The following is a 16,439-nucleotide window of genomic DNA, read 5'->3' as shown; positions in this document are numbered from 1 at the left end:
AGGCCACCGGCCATGAAACACATGACCCACCTCCAGCGCTTGGAGGCCGAATCGATCTTCATCATCCGCGAGGTTGCGGCGACCGCCGATCACCCGGTGATGCTCTATTCGATCGGCAAGGACTCGGCGGTGATGCTGCATCTCGCCATGAAAGCCTTTGCGCCGGGTAAGCCGCCCTTCCCGCTGCTGCACGTCGACACGACGTGGAAATTCCGCGAGATGATCGAATTTCGCGACCGGCGGGCGAAGGAACTCGGAATCGAGCTGATCGTCCACACCAATCAGGACGGTGTGAAGGCCGGCATTAACCCGTTCGATTCCGGTTCGGCGGTCCACACCGACGTAATGAAGACGCAGGCGCTGAAGCAGGCGCTCGAAAAGTACAAGTTCGACGCGGCCTTCGGCGGCGCACGGCGCGACGAGGAGAAATCCCGCGCGAAGGAACGCGTCTTTTCGTTGCGCTCGGCCGAGCATCGCTGGGACGCCAAGAATCAGCGGCCCGAGCCCTGGCGGCTGTTCAACACGCGCAAGAAGAACGGTGAAAGCTTCCGCATCTTCCCGCTGTCGAATTGGACCGAGCAGGACATCTGGGATTACATCGCGCTCGAAAGCATTCCCGTCGTGCCACTCTACTACGCGGCCAAGCGGCCGGTCGTGCGGCGTGATGGCGCGCTTATCATGCGCGACGACGACCGGATGCAGCTGCAGCCCGGAGAGACCGTCGAAGAGATGATGGTCCGCTTCCGCACCCTCGGCTGCTACCCGCTGACCGGCGCGGTGGAGTCCAAAGCAGAAACCCTCGACGAGATCATCGCCGAAATGCGCGGCTCGCGCGTTTCGGAGCGGCAGGGGCGTGTCATCGACCGCGACTCGGGCGCTTCGATGGAAGAAAAGAAGCAGGAAGGCTATTTCTGACCATGGCCCACGCCCTCAAGGAACGCCTCCCCGACGAGGCCGATACGGCGCAAGGCTCGACGCCGGCCGCGCTCGAAGACGAAACCTATGCAGGCCCCGCCCCTGACGCGGCCGGTGCCGCGGTCGTCAACCCGCAAGGGTTCATAACGCCGCTCGTCGCGCCAGCCGGATCCCTCCTGCGCTTTATCACCTGCGGCTCCGTCGACGACGGCAAGTCGACGCTGATTGGCCGTCTCCTCTACGAGACGAACGCGGTGTTCGACGACCAGATGGAGGCCCTTGAAAAGGATTCGAAGAAGTTCGGCACGACCGGCGGCGATCTCGATTTCGCACTTCTTGTCGACGGGCTCTCGGCGGAGCGCGAGCAGGGCATTACCATCGACGTTGCCTATCGCTATTTTTCGAGCGAGAACCGCGCCTTCATCATTGCCGATACACCAGGCCATGAGCAGTACACCCGCAACATGGCGACGGGTGCGAGCCAAGCAGAGCTAGCGGTCATTCTTGTCGATGCGCGCAAAGGTATCCTGCCGCAGACGCGCCGGCATTCCTTCATCACTTCGCTCGTCGGCATCAAGTCGGTGGTGATCGCCATCAACAAGATGGACCTCGTCGACTTCGCCGAAGAGCGCTTCGATGCGATCAAGCGGGACTACGAGGCGATCCTGCCGCAGCTCGGCTTCACGGACGTATCCTATGTCCCGCTCTCGGCCAAGAACGGCGACAACATCGTCAAGCGCTCGCCGAACACGCCCTGGTATCAGGGCGAGACGCTGCTTCAGCGGCTGGAGACCGCCGATCCGGAAACATTCGAAGCCGCCGATCTGCCCTTCCGTCTACCGGTACAGTGGGTGAACCGCCCGAACCTCGATTTCCGGGGCTTCTGCGGCACGGTGGCGAGCGGCACGGTGAAGGCCGGAGACAGGATCGTCTCCCTGCCTTCCGGCCAGAAGTCCACGGTGAAAGCTGTCTGGAACGCCGATGCGGTGGTCGACGACGCGCAGACGGGCGACTCAATCACGCTGACGCTGAACGACGAGATCGACGCATCGCGCGGCGACGTCATCGTGCGCGACGGCGACGACATCCAGGCAGTCAAGACCGTCGAGGCGGACATCCTCTGGATGGTCGACCGCCCGATGGTCGCCGGCGGCCGCCTCATCGCCAAGCTCGGCTCGCACCAGACCCCCGCGACGCTGCGCGCGCTGAACGGCTCGGTCGACATCCACTCCTATCAGGTGAAGCCCGCCAACGCCCTTCTCATGAACGAGATCGGCAAGGTGACGATCGCATTGGACCGCCCGCCGGTGGCGACGACCTATGCGGAAAACCGGGAACTCGGCGCGTTCATCCTGATCGATCAGCTCACCAACGAGACCGTCGCGCTCGGCATCGTGACGAAGCTCTCGCAACCCGCTCAACCGCAGGCCTCGCTGACTTCGGGCGAAACCGCCTCGTTGTCCGGCTTCCAGAAGCTGAAAGCGAAGTGGCTCGGGGCGGAGGCGAGCGCCGATCCTGATATCGCCGTCTCCCTGACGCGCAACCGCTTCGTCATGAGCGGCCTCTTGATCGTGCTCGGTGTTTTCTTTGGGCTAAGCGTCTTCACCGCGACGATCATCGGCGCGATCGACTTCCTTTTCCGCCCCATCCTCTACGAGCTCCTCGGCGACGGGCGCGAGAAGCCAGTCGCAACATCGAGGGCCGAGTCCGGGCCCGGCTATTACGGCGACGGCATCTAAGGCGCGAACCAGGCGACGGCGAAACCGTATAGCGATGTTGAAACCAGAGCTTCAATCCTCCAGTTCGCGCGCCTCGGAGGGCAACATGATTGGAATGCCGTCGCGGATCGGATAGGCGAGCTTTGCCTTCACGCTGATCAGTTCCTGTGCCTCGCGATCATAGCGTAACGTCGCTTTGGTCAGCGGACAGACGAGAAGTTCAAGCAGTTTTGGGTCAGGTTGGGCGATGGTTTTTGCTTCGTCCATGTCCTGTTCTCCGGCTACCTTTTGGCAAACCTGAACTATATCTATGCACGGCAACTCGCCTCGTCGATTCGAAGCAAAGCTGGCATTCAATTCAGCGTCCGCGGCCCGTCCTCGTCGTCCCCATCGTCGGCAAGAGCCATCTCCGTGATGGCGATCAGCGTCTCAGTTCGCGTCTTGAGATCCTCGGCTTCCAGAAGCGCTTGCCGCTCGGCAGCTCCTTGGGGTGCCATCATCATACAGAGGGCCGAGACCAGAAGATCGTCGGGTGCAGATTTCACGCTGTCCCAATCGGCTTCCAGTTGATTGGCTTCCAGATAGCGCCGGAAGATGTCGAGAAGGCCGTCGCGATCGACCTTCGCCGAGCCATCGTCCTCCACCAGATCGCCGGCGAAAGCCTTGATCCGGCAGCTGCGATAATGCCTTCGGCTGTCCACTTCCTCCAACACCCGGAACCGCGCGACGCCGTGGAGTGCGATCAGGTATCGTCCATCTCCGCTTTCGGAATAGGAGGTGATACGTCCGAGACAGCCGACCCGGCAGAGTTCCGGCTCCCCGTCGGCTTTGCGAGCGCCGTCTAGCCGCGGCTGAATCATGCCAATCAGTCGGTCGGCGCCAAGCGCGTCGTTTATCATTTCCAAGTAGCGCGGCTCGAAGATGTTGAGCGGCAGTTGGCCGCCCGGCAGGAGCAGCGCGCCGCTCAGGGGAAAGACCGGCACGCGCTCGGGAAGTTCGGTCTCGTCACGATAGACCCGGTTTCCAGCCTGTACCACGGGTATTCTCCCTCATCGGTTGAAGACGGAAACTGGGTCTTTGATCAGCCGACGCAAGGCTTTCAACGCGCGGCTCCTTGCCTCCCCCTATCTAAAGAGGAGAGAAGACAGCTTGCGCCGTGCGTCCTTGGTCGCCGGATCGGTCGGCCCCCACGCCTCGAAGAGTTCGAGCAGCTTCTTGCGCGCGCCGTCGTCGGCGAATTCACGGTCCCGGCGCATGATCTCCAGAAGCAAGTCGGCCGCCTTCGGCCGGTCGTTCCGAGCCTGCGCGATGAGTGCGAGATCGAACCGCGCCTGATGATCGTCTGGGTCCCTGTCGAGCCGCGCCTGGAGTTCGGCCGGATCACCCAAGCCCGCGATCTCTTTATCGAGCTTGAGCTTCGCTTTTACCGCCGCGACCCGTGGGTCGTTGTCTGCCTCAGGTGGCAGCGACTCCACCAGTTGCGATGCACGCTCGCTGTCGCCGGTTTTCATATAACATTCGGCAAGTCCACCTGTCGCGCCGACATGGCCCTCTTCGTGCTGCAGGACCGCGCCATAAATTTGCGCCGCGTTGCCGGCGTCGCCAGCCTTGAGCAATTCGTCCGCCTGAGCCATCGCATCGGCAATCGGATCGCCACCGCCCTTCGTGGGCCCGGCCTGCTGAACGATCCGATCGATGAACTTTTTTAGCTCGCTCTCCGGCAGCGCACCCATGAAGCCGTCGACCGGCTGCCCGTCGAGGAAGGCGAAGACCGCCGGGATCGACTGGACGCCGAGTTGGCCGGCAATCGAGGGATGCTCGTCGATGTTCATCTTGACGAGCTTCACTTTGCCGTTCGCGGCTTTGACGGCACGCTCCAAAAGTGGCGTCAGCTGCTTGCAGGGTCCGCACCAGGGCGCCCAGAAGTCAACGATGACGGGCTGATTGCGCGATTCCTTTATGACGTCGTTCGGGAACGCCTGGGTTGTCGTGTCCTTGATGAGGTCGCCCGCCGGACGCGCACCCGCGCCCGCCATGTCGCCAAACCCCTGCAGTGTCGGTTTCGGTTCGGCCGCGGCACTGGGTCCGGACGCAGAGCCTGACGCATAGGACCCGGTGGAGGAATTAGCGTAGGGATTGTCGCTCATTTGGCGCTCGTTTCGTTCGCATTCGGTTCGTCATCGTCACCGAGCTTGGTGACGAGAATTGCATGACCCGTCAACCGGAAGAACCGCAACAAATCCTCGTAGCGAAGAGACGTCGTCGCGGTGTTGGTCAGCGGGTGGCCGTTGACGATATCGTATGCGCCGAGCCGCTCATCAAGAACGACGTTGACCACATGCTCACAGTCGTTGATGACGCCAAAGGCCGTGACCGATCCGGGCTCTACGCCCAGCAGCTCCTGCATCTGATCGGCGCTCGCGAAAGAGAGGCGTCCCGAGCCACCTATTCGCCTGTGCAAGCTCTTCAATGCGACCTCGGTGTCCTCTTCGGCGACGACGAGAAACATCTTTCCTTTCTTGTCTTTCAGGAACAGGTTCTTCGTGTGTGCCCCGGGAATTTCGCCCCGCACCGAACGCGACTCCTCCACGGTGAATAATGCGGGATGATCGACTGTCGTCACCACGATGTCGTTCCTCGCGAAGAACGCCATAAGATCGTCCCGCGTCGTCGCCATTTTGGTCTCCCCCTCGCCTCTTTTCGGACGCATAGCGCGCATTGGCGCAGCACGAAAATTTCGCATCTGGCCTTGTTGCATTCGCCGAGTCTTTGCGCGATATAGCGGCCACCCTCGGTACGCAAAATCGTGCCGGGTCGGAGCGGGCGGGCGTAGCTCAGTGGTAGAGCACAACCTTGCCAAGGTTGGGGTCGTGGGTTCGAATCCCATCGCCCGCTCCAATATCCTCAATCCATTCCCAGCATAGCAAGACGCTTGATACCGGAGAGATGCCCTAGCCATCTCCTGATGTAAACGCGTTCGTTAGGTCGACATGGTCTTCTGTTGTCCCGGAAAAGGCGATGTCGTACTCCACAAAACGAGCTAGCTTCGGGCTCTTACGTCCTCCGCGTTGTCGACTTCCGCATAATTAGCTCGAAACGCAAAACTGGGTTTTCGATCCGAACCAAAAGATATCAAATGCCGCGATTTCGCTCTCCAGATCGACTCCAGATTGAGCCTGATTGAATTCATGCCATCCGCCTTCGTCGCATCACTTTGCCGCTCCGCGCACCGTAACGAAGCCGCTGGAAAGCTGCGAAGCAAAGAATTGACGCCAGAAACCGAGGACGTAGCAGCAAGCATTGCGACTAACGACAGCGCACCGATTTCAGAATGATCCATCGGATTGAGGCTGCAATCAGTTTTACCTTCCTGCCACGGTCTATGGGGCACAGGATTATTGGCTAGGCAGGTCGACGCAGGAGATTTGCCAGGCGTTGCTAGCTATACGCTATTGCCTCATTCGATCTGCAATTGCTCGACCCCGTTCGCTCCAATTTAATCAGATGAGATGAAATTTAAAATATAGAAAATTATCGAAATACGAACTATAGACATCAGTAAATATCCATGAAGCTTACTGCTACATCATATATTATATTATCATGGTGCTTTCTGCCGCCATCTCTCGTTTCAGAGATGAAAATTTGTGCCAAGGGGCAAAATATATAGTCTGAGCGTATTTCGAATATTTTCGGATACGCGAAACATAATTCAATTTCAAGGGTCTCATTTGCTTTTTCGAGTGCTATGTGAGGTCGGAACCCAAACTGAAAATCACTCGGAGACGACATTTTGGATCAACGCGTCGAAAGCATCAAGACATCACACAAGCTCGATGGAGACACCGAGGCGTTGCGCGAATACTATGCCGACTGGGCGCGAGAATATGACAACGACGTCGCGACCGAACGGTATGGCGGCCCGAGCGTCATCGCAGACGTCGCAACGGCCGTTGCGCGCGGCTATATCAAGCGCCCGATCGAAGAGATCCGTGTGCTCGACGCAGGCTGCGGCACTGGGCTCGCGGGCATCGAGCTCAAGAAGCGCGGCTTCAAGGACGTCGACGGTTTCGACCTGTCGGCCGAGATGACCGAAATTGCCGCCGAGACCGGCGCCTACGACAAGCTCGCCGCCGATGTCGACCTTAATGTCGATCACAAGAACCCGCTGAAGACGCGATACGACCTGATGGTCTGCTGCGGCGTCCTCACGCTCGGCCATGTGGAGCCGGAATCGCTCCTGCGCCTTGCGGACTACATGAACGAAGGCGGCGTCATGGTGATTTCGACACGCAACAGCTATCTGGAAGGTTGCGATTATCGCGACGTCGCGGAGCGCTACGTCAAAGAAGGCAAGCTGGAGAGCCTCGGCTGCCTGCCGAACGCCGACTATATCGAGGAAGAAGGCGCCCATTACTGGATCTACCGCAAGCCGGCCAGCAACTGATCTCGGCGCGATATTTCTTGGCGGCCTCGCAGAGAGCGAGGCGCCGCAATCGACAAGGTCGCGGAGGGACGATCCTCTCCGCGGCCTTGTCGCTTTTCTGGTCATAAAGGATCTAATGAATCGTCAGTCAAACCCTCAATCGGGGACCACTTGGCCGGGCGGGAAGCGCAACTCCACCATCGTACCGTTCTGCGGAGCTGAGTCGATTGCGATCGCCGCACCGTTCGCCTCAGCCATGGCATAGGCCAGCGGCAGGCCAAGACCAGTGCCGCGCCTCCTAGGTCCGCCGTCCAACTTCGGCCGACCGAAGGGCTGCTTGGCAAATTCTAGTTCCTTCTCGTTCATGCCGACCCCGTTGTCGCGGCAACGCAGAGTTACGCTGCCGTCCTCGCGGTACTGGCTCGACACGATGATCTGGCCGCCGGCCGGCGTCGAGTTGATCGCGTTCTGAACGAGATTGGTCATAATCTGCCGGATCGAGCGCTCGTCTGCGACGACCTGCGGTACCGAAGGGGGAAGATTGGAGCGCAAGACGATCCGCGCGCCTCCAGCGACGGGCTGCATCATCGAGACGACTTCGCCAACGACCTGATTGAGCGCGACCGTCCGGAAATCGAGTTCTAGCCCCCCCGCCTCGGCTTTCGAGAGTTCCAGAAGATCGTTGACGAGGTCGAGCACGTGCCGGCTGGAACGCTTTATATCGGCGATATAATCGAGATAGCGCGGGTTGCCGATCGGCCCGAAGGCCTCGCCCTCGATCGCGTCGGCGAAGCCGAGGACCGCAGTCATGGGCGTGCGGATCTCGTGGCTGACGGAAGCGAGCAATTGCGTCTTACGCACCGAATCCGCTTCAGCGCGGTGCTGCGCGGTCCTTACATCCTCGTCTTCGTCAGGAAAAACGCCCCGGACACCCGGTTCACCGAGATCCCGCATCACAACGCACCAGCCGCCTGTCTCCAACGGCTCGGCGACAGTGGTGAACTTGCGGGGCTCGCCATCCGCGATCCGCACTGCAAGATCGGCGTCGCCACCGGCACGATCCTCCCGGAGCCCGAGAGATGTCTCGCGGATGAGTTCCCGGGCGAGCGATCGGCTCTCGCCTTCGAAAAGCTTCGTGAAGAGAAAACCCTGCAGCGGTGTGGACGGTGCGGCGCCATCGTCGTCCATCTTCGTGGCCACGTGGTCTTGATCGGGGCGCACCGCAGAAGCGAACAGTTCAATTCCGCGCTCGTTCGCGGCTTCGACACGGCCTTCGTGATCGAGAACCAGAACGGCTTCGCCGGCCGCCTCGACGCTTGCCATCAGTTGAGCAAGCCTCGCCTCTGCATCGAGAGCTTCGACATCGTCCGCCTTGTCCTCGGTAATGAGCGGCGCGCCCTTCGGCTGAAGGTCGGACACGGTCATTCGCGGCGTAGCGAAGAAAGATATGACCAGAAAGGACCGCCCACGCATGGTGATGCGCTGCATACGGGCCCTTACGTCGATCGTCTTTCCGTTCGCTCGGCGGAGGCGCACGCACTCGCCGCGCTCGCTTTCGTCGAAGAGGCGATCGAGCCCACCGGCTGCTGAAAGAGCCGTAGCATCGCGATAGCCGGTCAGATCGGCGAATTCCTCGTTCGTGAACACCGTATGATCGCCGCTTTGAACCAGGATCGGCACCGGCAGGCGGCCGTAATAGGCCGCCAGATCAGTGGCGATTGCCAGATCGGAGCCCTGTCGTTGAGGTTCGGACAGGGAACCGGCCTCGGTATCGCCGGCATGCCGCTTGCGGTGGATGTTGGCTGATGAAAGCAATGGCGGCCCTCCGAAGAGGGCGATCTTCTCCTTGGCCGTCTGGATCGCTGCGTCGAGATTGCCGCCACGTTCACTGCCGGAAAGGGCGACGCCGATCGTGCGGAAGGCGGCCGCCTCTTCGTCGCTTAAAGGTGCGTCACGTCGAAGGCGTCGGTCGGCGAGCCGCACGATCTGCTCCGTTTCGTCGGGCAGACCGCTCGCATCATCCGTAATCTGTTCGAGCGTGTTGGCGTCCTCGTCGTCGTCCTCGGTACCGAAATCGGCGACCTCGACAGGACGGCTGCGCACAGCTTCAGCGACGATTTCATGCATTGTTTCGCCATTGGCGAGCCGTTTGCCCCAGTTCTCCGGGTCAGTCTCGGCCTCGGCCGGGCGGAGCACGCCGAACCCGCGGAAACCATCGAAGCTGCGATCCCGCGAATAGACCGGTAGAGCGGCGAGATCGATCGGGACACGCTTGTCGCTCGCCTCGACCGGCCAGAGGACGGAGCGGTCCGACCAGGTATCGCGGCGGTCGATGAGCGACGCGATCTCACCGCTTGGATCGAGATCGAGGGCTTCGCTTAGATCGGCGAAGGCGATACCGATTACGTCGGCCGCGCGAGGGCCGACGACCGATGCGAATTCGGGTGACAGCGCATGGAAACGGCCTTCCTGGTCGAGCCTCCAGACGAACCGCTTGGACCGTTCGGAAAAATCGGGGACGAAATCCTTGGAAGAGCCAAAATCCGGCTCTCCGGCGGCAGGCGATGAGACCGTCCTGCTCTCATCCGGTAAAAACGCCGTTTCTTGACGGGTGTCACCATCGAACGGTTTCGATCGATGGGCGGCTTCGCTCTCTTCCGAAGACGCTTTGACCTCGGGAGTTGCTGCCATGCTCGTCGCGTCTGCGAGCGCGGATGCGCCAGACCAGTTCGACCGGACCGGCGCACGACGCCGCGACGCCTCACCTATCGGAGTTACCTCCTCGTCTGATACCGACTCGCTGTCGCTAACGACTTCGAGGTCTGCATCGACAAAAGTCGGCTCGTTGCCCGTCTCGAATCCCGGATCTTTTTCGTGACGATCTACGCGTCCGCTCGGCTTCTCCGCTATCTCAGACGGGTCTGTGGCGCCGGCCTCCGGGCTGAATTGCTCGACCACGGCATCTTCGAGGCTGTTGCCGTCTTCCTCAATCTCCGCCTGCGCGAAATGGTAAGCTGCCGCAGCGCCGATGCCACCACCGATGAACGCCATCGCGGGCGGGGACCCTGCCGCCCAGTCCGGGAGTTCTGGTATCACCCTTGAGTCACCTTCGCTGCTCAACACAGCGTCTGCGCTCCGGCTGGCAGAAGCGTGCTCCGCACCAATTTCATCGATGGGCATGGCGAGCGGATTCGCGCTTTCTTCATCTTCGACAGCCGCTTCAGCATCAAACTCAACGCCCATATCACTGGCTTCGGCGGGGCTCGTATGTGGCTCGCCGCCAGTGGCGCTTGCGGTCGCCGGGGCCAAATCGAAGTCGAGAAGGCGCGTGTCGCCGTGATGCCAGACTGCGATGAGCCGACGATTGATCTTGGCGAGACCGATGGTCTTGCCGCTCGGCAGGAAGGCTATGTCGCGATCGTCGTCGCTGTCCTTCAGGTCATAGAGGTCCTCGAGATAGACCTGCTCGGCGTCACCAAAGCCCGCATCGAACCAAGACCGAACCGAACTCCAGATCGCGACGGGTTGTGTGCCAATTTCGGAAAGCGCGACGAGGGCCTCGCGGCTGCGCTCCTTCACCTGACCGGCCGTCGACACCACGAGAGTGCACCCTCGATGACGATTGCCGTCTCCGTCTGCGAGAGCAACTGGCTCCGCAGCGATTTCGGCTGCTTCACCGCCCGGCATCTCCAGGCGACCGGTGGCTTCGCCCTCGAGTGAAGCAGAAATTTTGGCCGCCAGCTTTGCGTGATCCTCGTTCTGAGGTCCGGGTCTCAGGCCGAATACCGTTGCCGCGCCCTCGCTTGCCCAGAGTATGCGAGAGAAATCCTCCGTCAGCGCAAATGACCAGCACCCCGCGCGGCGGGCTCGCCTCGCGGTGGGATGTGTCATCACTGCCAGTGTGTCTGGCAGGCTGTTGCGGCTCAGGTCGTCAGGCGTCACGGCCTTACCGTCTCTGGTGGATTCATTATGCCGGGCTCAACTGTCCATGTTCGTTTAAGAAAGGATTCATAAAGGTCAGAGCGTGGCAAGACCATGCCGAGGGCCGGCGCGTCGCGGACTTCCAACGATCAGGATTAATGACGGGCATTCGAGGAAAATGCCGAGCGTCTATGTTGCAATGCACAAAAACTGTTGCTATAGAATTAGGCAGACGGCCGGTAGGGAACACAGCCTGGCCGATCATGTTGTCCCGTTAAGAATTCAACAAGCTAGGAGAGATCTGATGGCAGACGCCAAGAACAACGATCCGTTCGGCCTGGGTAACGCGCAAGCGATGATGGGCATGGATCCGGCCAAGATGACCGAGACCTTCCGTGCCATGACCCAGAAGTCGATGGAACAGTCCAAGGAAGCCTATGGCCGCATGCGCTCCGCTGCTGACGAGGCGACCAAGGCGCTCGAGTCGACCATGGAGAACGCTCATCAGGGATCACTCCAGCTCTCCAAGAAGGCGCTCGACGCCATGCGGGCCAACGCCGATCTCGGCTTTCAGCACCTTGATGCAATGATGGGAGCAAAGTCGTTCTCGGAAGTCATCGAGATGCAGACGACTTATCTGCGTCAGCAAGCTGAACTGAACACGACCCAGGCCAAGGAAATACAGACGCTGACGCAGAGCGTTGCGCAAGAAATGATGAAGCCCGGCAAGGAAGCTTTCGAAAAAGCGTCCAAGCAGGCCTCCAAGTAAGATTTCGACGGCCCTGCGATCCCTTAGGATTCTGCGGTAGGGAGACCATGAGGTCCCTGCGCTGTCGTCGCCCTGACCATATCGGGGTCGCTCAAAAATCCCGGCTCGCGCCGGGATTTCGTGTTTTCAGAAACAGGCCTTCGTCGTTTCGTTCAGGCAATCGATCCACCTGCGGGAACGAGACGATGCGTCACTCGCGCCGATGCGAAGTTGGCGATTTACAAGGCCGCACGCGGTTGGCTATAGAAACCGCTCGGTCGCTCTGGGACATTCAGGAGCGGCGAGAAATGGTGGGGCGTCGCCAAGTGGTAAGGCAGCGGCTTTTGGTGCCGCCATTCGCAGGTTCGAATCCTGCCGCCCCAGCCAAAGAACAAAGTCATAGAACTGTTTCGTCTTCGATCTGACCTCAGCAAGCCTTTTGCAGATTGTCGAAGCGCTACGGACACTTTGGATGAGAGTGACGCCGATAATGGCATGGGCTAGCGTGGTCCACTGGGCTCGCAAAGGCGGTTTCTGTACCGTGTGATTTTTGCCTGCGTGGCAAACTCGACTGTTTAAACGCTTTGCTTATGCCCTGCAGGTGGATCGCTTCAATGTCAAAAGGTCGGTTCACGATTACGGAAAGCGTGGTTTAGAAGCTATCACACGTTGCCGATGGTTGGTTTCGTATCGGGTTCGCAGAGCCGCTCGGTGTTGCTTATACTGCTAAACTGCGATCCAAAAAACTGTAAGCATGAATTGATTAACCGGCCAGCGCCGCTCATCAACAAAGGATTGGAAACGCCCAAAGCGGTCCTTTGAGCGCCGGCGCCCCGCTCTCGCGATCGCAATCCCGAACCGTTCTGCTACCGCATGGGTTCTCTCGCCCTGATTCATCGTTGCCAAAAAGCGGATGGCGAAAATCATCGATCAAGCCCGTGCCATCGATGCCTCCTTTCCGGTCGACAGCTTGAATCACGCATGGCGTCCAGACGCTTCTCAATCGGAGAACGCTCTAGGGATTATACGACAGTTCAGCTTTGGTCAGACTTTCTAAATGCCGTAAACGTCGTTCTTGAACGCGCGTCTGTGTCTGCACCCGAAACTCTCCTACCGTCTATACAATCAGATCGTCGTTCGGGATCGGCCTTGCAAAAATATTGGAACCCGCGGAAATCCGAGGCGGCTCATATCTCGACTGAACGAAGGATCCGCGAGTTTGTAATCAGTTCTCGCGGAAAGCTCGGGACATGCTGTCAACGACAGGTTTGGAGACGTAATCGAAGAATGTGCGCTCGGCGGTCTTGATCATGATGTCGGTCGGCATGCCTGGCGTCGGTGCGAAGCCGCGGACGCGAGCAAGTTCGTCGGCACTCAGTTTGACACGCGCTACGTAAACTTCCTGAGCGGCACCGTTCATGCGGTCTGGCAGGGCGTCTGCCGACACGTAAAAGACCGAGCCGTCAAGGACCGGCGTCGTCCGTTGATTGAGAGCGCTCAGGCGAACCATCGCCTCCTGGCCTACCTTAACACTGTCGATATCGGTCCTCGGAATCTGAACCTCAATGATGAGCGGAACGTTCGAAGGCGTTATTTCCGCGATGGGTTTGCCGCTTTCGATCACGCCGCCGGAGGTGTGATAGTGGAGGCGCACGATCGTGCCGTCTACGGGCGCATGGATCGTCGCTCGCTTTAGGATGTTCGAGGAATTGTTTCGCTCTTCGCGCACCGAGTCGAGTTCAGCTTCGATCGATTGGAGCTCCTCGAGCGCTGCCTGCCGATAGGCCGCAATCGCCTGTTCGACCTGCTGCTCGTACTTCGCTATTTGCGAGTTCGTCTCGTCGATCTCCGACGACAAGCGGCCGATCTGGCCTTCGGACTCCGCGATTGCCCTTTGAAGCGCGTTGACCTGCGTTTTGTTAATATACCCTTTTTTCAGCAGCGCAACTTTTCCGCTCAGCTCCTCACGAAGGAACCCGAGCTGACGTTCGACCGATCCACGTTGGCGGCTGTATCCCTCAGCGCGAAAATTGAGGGCTTCCGTGTTGCGCGCGAAGAGATCGATCTCAGTGTCGAGTTTTGCTCTCGCACCGGCAAAATTCAGTTCCTGGCTCCGCATGATATCGGCGATTTCGACATCGTTCGCGTTCGCTGTGAGGATCGTGGGGAAAGAAATCCGATCTATCGCTTCGTACTCGGCAAGGAGACGCGCGTTGATCGCCTCGAGCCGAGCGTGCTTCAGCCACAGCTGCCTGTCTTTCGCGAATGCCGCGGTCTCGTCGAGTTTCACGATCGGTTGTCCGGCGTAGACCTGGTCGCCCTCCGAGACGAGAATCTCATCGATGATGCCGCCTTCGAGGTGCTGGACGATCTTGTTCTGGCCGGTCGCGACGAAGCTGCCAGGCGCAAGCACCGCGGCGGCAAGCGGCGCAGAGAAAGCCCAGGTTCCGAACCCGCCGAATGTGGCCAACAGGAGGAGTAGCCCGAAGGTTGTGTGCTTGCCGATACCGCGCGGAACTCCGGCATACCACTCGGTGCGATTGTCGTTGGCTAGCGCGTGTCCCATGTTGTTCTCCTTCAACCTGGCTGTCCGCCGAGCCGATTCCCTTTCGATCGCTCAGCGAGAGATTTCAGGACCTCGCGTCGCTGTCCGAAGAGGGCGATACTGCCTTGCGACAGCACCATGATCTTATCCACGCTTCCAAGTATCGTCGGCTTCTGAGTGATCGTGACGACCGTAATGCCCTTGCTCTTGGCATGTTCGATCGCACGAGCCAGTGCCGCGTCACCGGCGGTGTCGAGGTTGGAATTCGGTTCGTCGAGCACGATCAGTCTCGGATTGCCGAAAAACGCCCGCGCTAGCGCGATGCGCTGCTTCTGGCCACCCGAAAGCGGCGATCCATCCGCAGCGACGATTGTTTCATAGCCCTGTGGCAGGGAGGCGATCATTTCGTGGACATCCGCCAGTCGCGCGGCCTCATAGATGTCGCCATCGTCCGCCTCGGGACGCATTCGGGCGATGTTGTCCTTGATCGTGCCAGGGAAGAGTTGAACGTCCTGCGGCAGATAGCCGATGTTCAGACCGAACTGACGTTGGTCCCAGTTGCGCAGGTCCATAAGGTCGAGCCGCACGGCGCCGGAGGTCGGCAGGATCGAGCCGACGAGCATCTTTCCGAGGGTCGTCTTACCAGCGCCGGAGTCTCCGATGATCGCCAGCGAATCGCCCGCCTTAAGTGAAAAACTGAGTGCATTGAGGACGACGCGCTTGGTGCCCTCGGGGACATAGAGCAGACGCTCGACGTCGAGGCGCCCTTGCGGGTTGGGTAGCACGAGGCGTTCAAAGTTCAGTGGAGACGCTTTGAGCAGAGCGGAGATGCGAGCAAAGGCTGATCGCGAAAGCGAAAACTGGTTCCAACCCTCGATCGCGCCTTCGATCGGTTGCAGCGCACGTCCCGCGATGATCGAGGCGGCGATCACCATGCCGCCGGTGATCTCGCCCTGTATTGCAAGATAAGCACCCCAACCGAGCATCGCGACCTGTGTCAGCAGGCGAAACGCCTTTGAGAAGGCCGCGGCGACAATGTTGCGATCCTGCGCTCGCACCTGCGCTGTCAGGGAGGCGGCCGTGTCACGCCCCCAGATCTGGACGGCCTCCGGGATCATCGCAAGCGCATTGATGATCTGCGAGTTGCGAGACATCGAGTCGAGGTGGACGTTGGCACGTCCGAGATGGAGATTGGCGGTGGCGAAGGGCTTCTCCGTCAATTTCTGGTTGATCATGGCGATAACCAGAAGGCCGATGGCGGTGATTATGACGATCGAGCCGAGATGCGGATGCACTAGGAAAATGCCGAAGATGAAAAGTGGTGCGAAGGGAACATCGAGCATCGACAGCAGCGTGCCCGAAGTCAGAAAGGCACGCATCTGCTGGAGATCGCCAAGCGTCTGGTATTCTTTCCCATTGCTATGCAGCGATGCGCGTGCCGCCGCGCTCAGTATCGGAGCGCCGAGCTTCGCTGCACATTGGACGGCCGTTCGCATCAGGATGAAGCGCCGTACGGCATCGAAAACCGCGTTGAGCACGACGGCGCCGACGATCACCACGGTCAGCATCCAGAGAGTATCGAGAGAGCGGCTGGTCAGTACGCGATCCGAGATCTGGAAAAGATAGATCGGAATGGCGAGAACCAGCAGGTTCGTGGCACAGGTAAAGACCATTACGATCATGAGGTTGTGCCGTATTGCAGCAAGACCTTCGCGAAGGTTCCCAGAGAAGTCGACAGGACCGAGCCGTTTGTGGAATCCGCCTCCGTTACCACCGCCACCGCCGCGACCGTTTCCATCCGTCCCTTTCGGTGGCCCACCGGGCCCCGAAGCTCGAATTGGGCCGCTTTCGAGATCGATCGTCTTCGCAGCAAACGGAGTCTCAGGCCCTACCGTGGAAATCGTCTCAGATGTCGGTCGTTCTGTCGTCCGGGTCGGGGCTTCACTCGTCGGGCCTCGTTCTTCAGTGTGTTCCTGAAAATGTCGAGCCTCCGAAGACCGAGAAGCTCTCTCCTCGGCGCGAGTATTCGCCGAACCGCCGTCGTGCGGATGCATATCTTGGGATTTGCTTGCCGTGTCGGCACTTCGATCTGCTTCTTCCTTCGCAATCTCCCTCAACTGTTCAAGGGCGGCCGACATCTTTTCGGCCCATTCTTCTCCAATACTG

At 59.8% G+C, this 16,439-nt stretch carries 11 protein-coding genes and 2 tRNA genes; 6 read left to right on the top strand and 7 right to left on the bottom strand.

Translation table 11 applies throughout. The annotated features are described in order from the left end of the window. The first annotated feature begins 12 nt into the window (after positions 1–12). Positions 13–915, top strand: a complete 903-nt coding sequence (cysD, locus tag FP2506_RS00705) for a sulfate adenylyltransferase subunit CysD (protein WP_007065409.1) — start codon at positions 13–15, stop codon at positions 913–915. A 2-nt stretch (positions 916–917) separates the two neighbouring features. Then, positions 918–2,654 carry a sulfate adenylyltransferase subunit CysN gene (gene cysN / locus FP2506_RS00700; RefSeq protein WP_007065408.1) on the top strand — a complete coding sequence of 579 codons (1,737 nt, stop codon included), beginning with the start codon at positions 918–920 and terminating at the stop codon, positions 2,652–2,654. A 51-nt stretch (positions 2,655–2,705) separates the two neighbouring features. On the opposite strand, the gene FP2506_RS00695 is transcribed toward cysN, so the two are convergent. From FP2506_RS00695 to FP2506_RS00680, 4 genes are all read right to left on the bottom strand, one after another. Continuing rightward, positions 2,706–2,900 carry a Trm112 family protein gene (locus FP2506_RS00695; protein WP_007065407.1) on the bottom strand — a complete coding sequence of 65 codons (195 nt, stop codon included), beginning with the start codon at positions 2,898–2,900 and terminating at the stop codon, positions 2,706–2,708. 86 nt (positions 2,901–2,986) lie between these two features. Next, positions 2,987–3,670: an LON peptidase substrate-binding domain-containing protein gene (locus tag FP2506_RS00690; RefSeq protein ID WP_007065406.1), complete on the bottom strand. Its 684-nt coding sequence runs from the start codon at positions 3,668–3,670 to the stop codon at positions 2,987–2,989. A gap of 87 nt (positions 3,671–3,757) precedes the next feature. Continuing rightward, on the bottom strand, positions 3,758–4,780 hold the full coding sequence (gene trxA, locus FP2506_RS00685) for a thioredoxin (protein ID WP_007065405.1): 1,023 nt from the start codon (positions 4,778–4,780) through the stop codon (positions 3,758–3,760). Beyond that, a complete protein-coding gene (locus tag FP2506_RS00680) occupies positions 4,777–5,310 on the bottom strand; it encodes a prolyl-tRNA synthetase associated domain-containing protein (RefSeq protein ID WP_050764944.1) in 534 nt (177 codons plus the stop codon). Before FP2506_RS00680 ends, trxA begins: the two co-directional genes overlap by 4 nt. Positions 5,311–5,456: 146 nt before the next feature. On the opposite strand from FP2506_RS00680, the gene FP2506_RS00675 reads away from it, so the two are divergent. Then, a tRNA-Gly gene (locus FP2506_RS00675) sits at positions 5,457–5,531 on the top strand. Between the two features lie 895 nt (positions 5,532–6,426). Next, positions 6,427–7,080: a class I SAM-dependent DNA methyltransferase gene (locus FP2506_RS00670; protein ID WP_007065403.1), complete on the top strand. Its 654-nt coding sequence runs from the start codon at positions 6,427–6,429 to the stop codon at positions 7,078–7,080. 135 nt (positions 7,081–7,215) lie between these two features. On the opposite strand, the gene FP2506_RS00665 is transcribed toward FP2506_RS00670, so the two are convergent. Next, on the bottom strand, positions 7,216–11,001 hold the full coding sequence (locus FP2506_RS00665) for a sensor histidine kinase (protein WP_156414009.1): 3,786 nt from the start codon (positions 10,999–11,001) through the stop codon (positions 7,216–7,218). A 283-nt stretch (positions 11,002–11,284) separates the two neighbouring features. Here FP2506_RS00665 and FP2506_RS00660 point away from each other — a divergent pair, with 283 nt between their 5' ends. Continuing rightward, entirely contained in the window at positions 11,285–11,749 is a 465-nt protein-coding gene (locus FP2506_RS00660; RefSeq protein WP_007065400.1) for a phasin, read from the top strand. Positions 11,750–12,040: 291 nt separating this feature from the next. Then, positions 12,041–12,115, top strand: a tRNA-Gln gene (locus FP2506_RS00655). 838 nt (positions 12,116–12,953) lie between these two features. Here the strand turns inward: FP2506_RS00655 and FP2506_RS00645 are convergent. Then, positions 12,954–14,294 carry an HlyD family type I secretion periplasmic adaptor subunit gene (locus FP2506_RS00645; RefSeq protein WP_040489244.1) on the bottom strand — a complete coding sequence of 447 codons (1,341 nt, stop codon included), beginning with the start codon at positions 14,292–14,294 and terminating at the stop codon, positions 12,954–12,956. A gap of 11 nt (positions 14,295–14,305) precedes the next feature. Then, a complete protein-coding gene (locus FP2506_RS00640; protein WP_007065397.1) occupies positions 14,306–16,411 on the bottom strand; it encodes a type I secretion system permease/ATPase in 2,106 nt (701 codons plus the stop codon). Positions 16,412–16,439: the final 28 nt, after the last annotated feature.

This window comes from Fulvimarina pelagi HTCC2506 (assembly GCF_000153705.1).
Taxonomy (GTDB): Bacteria; Pseudomonadota; Alphaproteobacteria; order Rhizobiales; family Rhizobiaceae; genus Fulvimarina; species Fulvimarina pelagi.
The sequence above is the reverse complement of the archived record's forward strand: the minus strand, read 5'-3'. Positions and strand labels throughout refer to the sequence as shown.

Excerpts from the sequence above, each read along its gene's own strand:
- cysN (WP_007065408.1), top strand. The coding sequence starts at position 918 with ATGGCCCACGCCCTCAAGGAACGCCTCCCCGACGAGGCCGATACGGCG.
- cysD (WP_007065409.1), top strand. The coding sequence starts at position 13 with ATGAAACACATGACCCACCTCCAGCGCTTGGAGGCCGAATCGATCTTC.
- FP2506_RS00640 (WP_007065397.1), bottom strand. The coding sequence starts at position 16,411 with ATGTCGGCCGCCCTTGAACAGTTGAGGGAGATTGCGAAGGAAGAAGCA.
- trxA (WP_007065405.1), bottom strand. The coding sequence starts at position 4,780 with ATGAGCGACAATCCCTACGCTAATTCCTCCACCGGGTCCTATGCGTCA.
- FP2506_RS00695 (WP_007065407.1), bottom strand. The coding sequence starts at position 2,900 with ATGGACGAAGCAAAAACCATCGCCCAACCTGACCCAAAACTGCTTGAA.
- FP2506_RS00645 (WP_040489244.1), bottom strand. The coding sequence starts at position 14,294 with ATGGGACACGCGCTAGCCAACGACAATCGCACCGAGTGGTATGCCGGA.
- FP2506_RS00660 (WP_007065400.1), top strand. The coding sequence starts at position 11,285 with ATGGCAGACGCCAAGAACAACGATCCGTTCGGCCTGGGTAACGCGCAA.
- FP2506_RS00680 (WP_050764944.1), bottom strand. The coding sequence starts at position 5,310 with ATGGCGACGACGCGGGACGATCTTATGGCGTTCTTCGCGAGGAACGAC.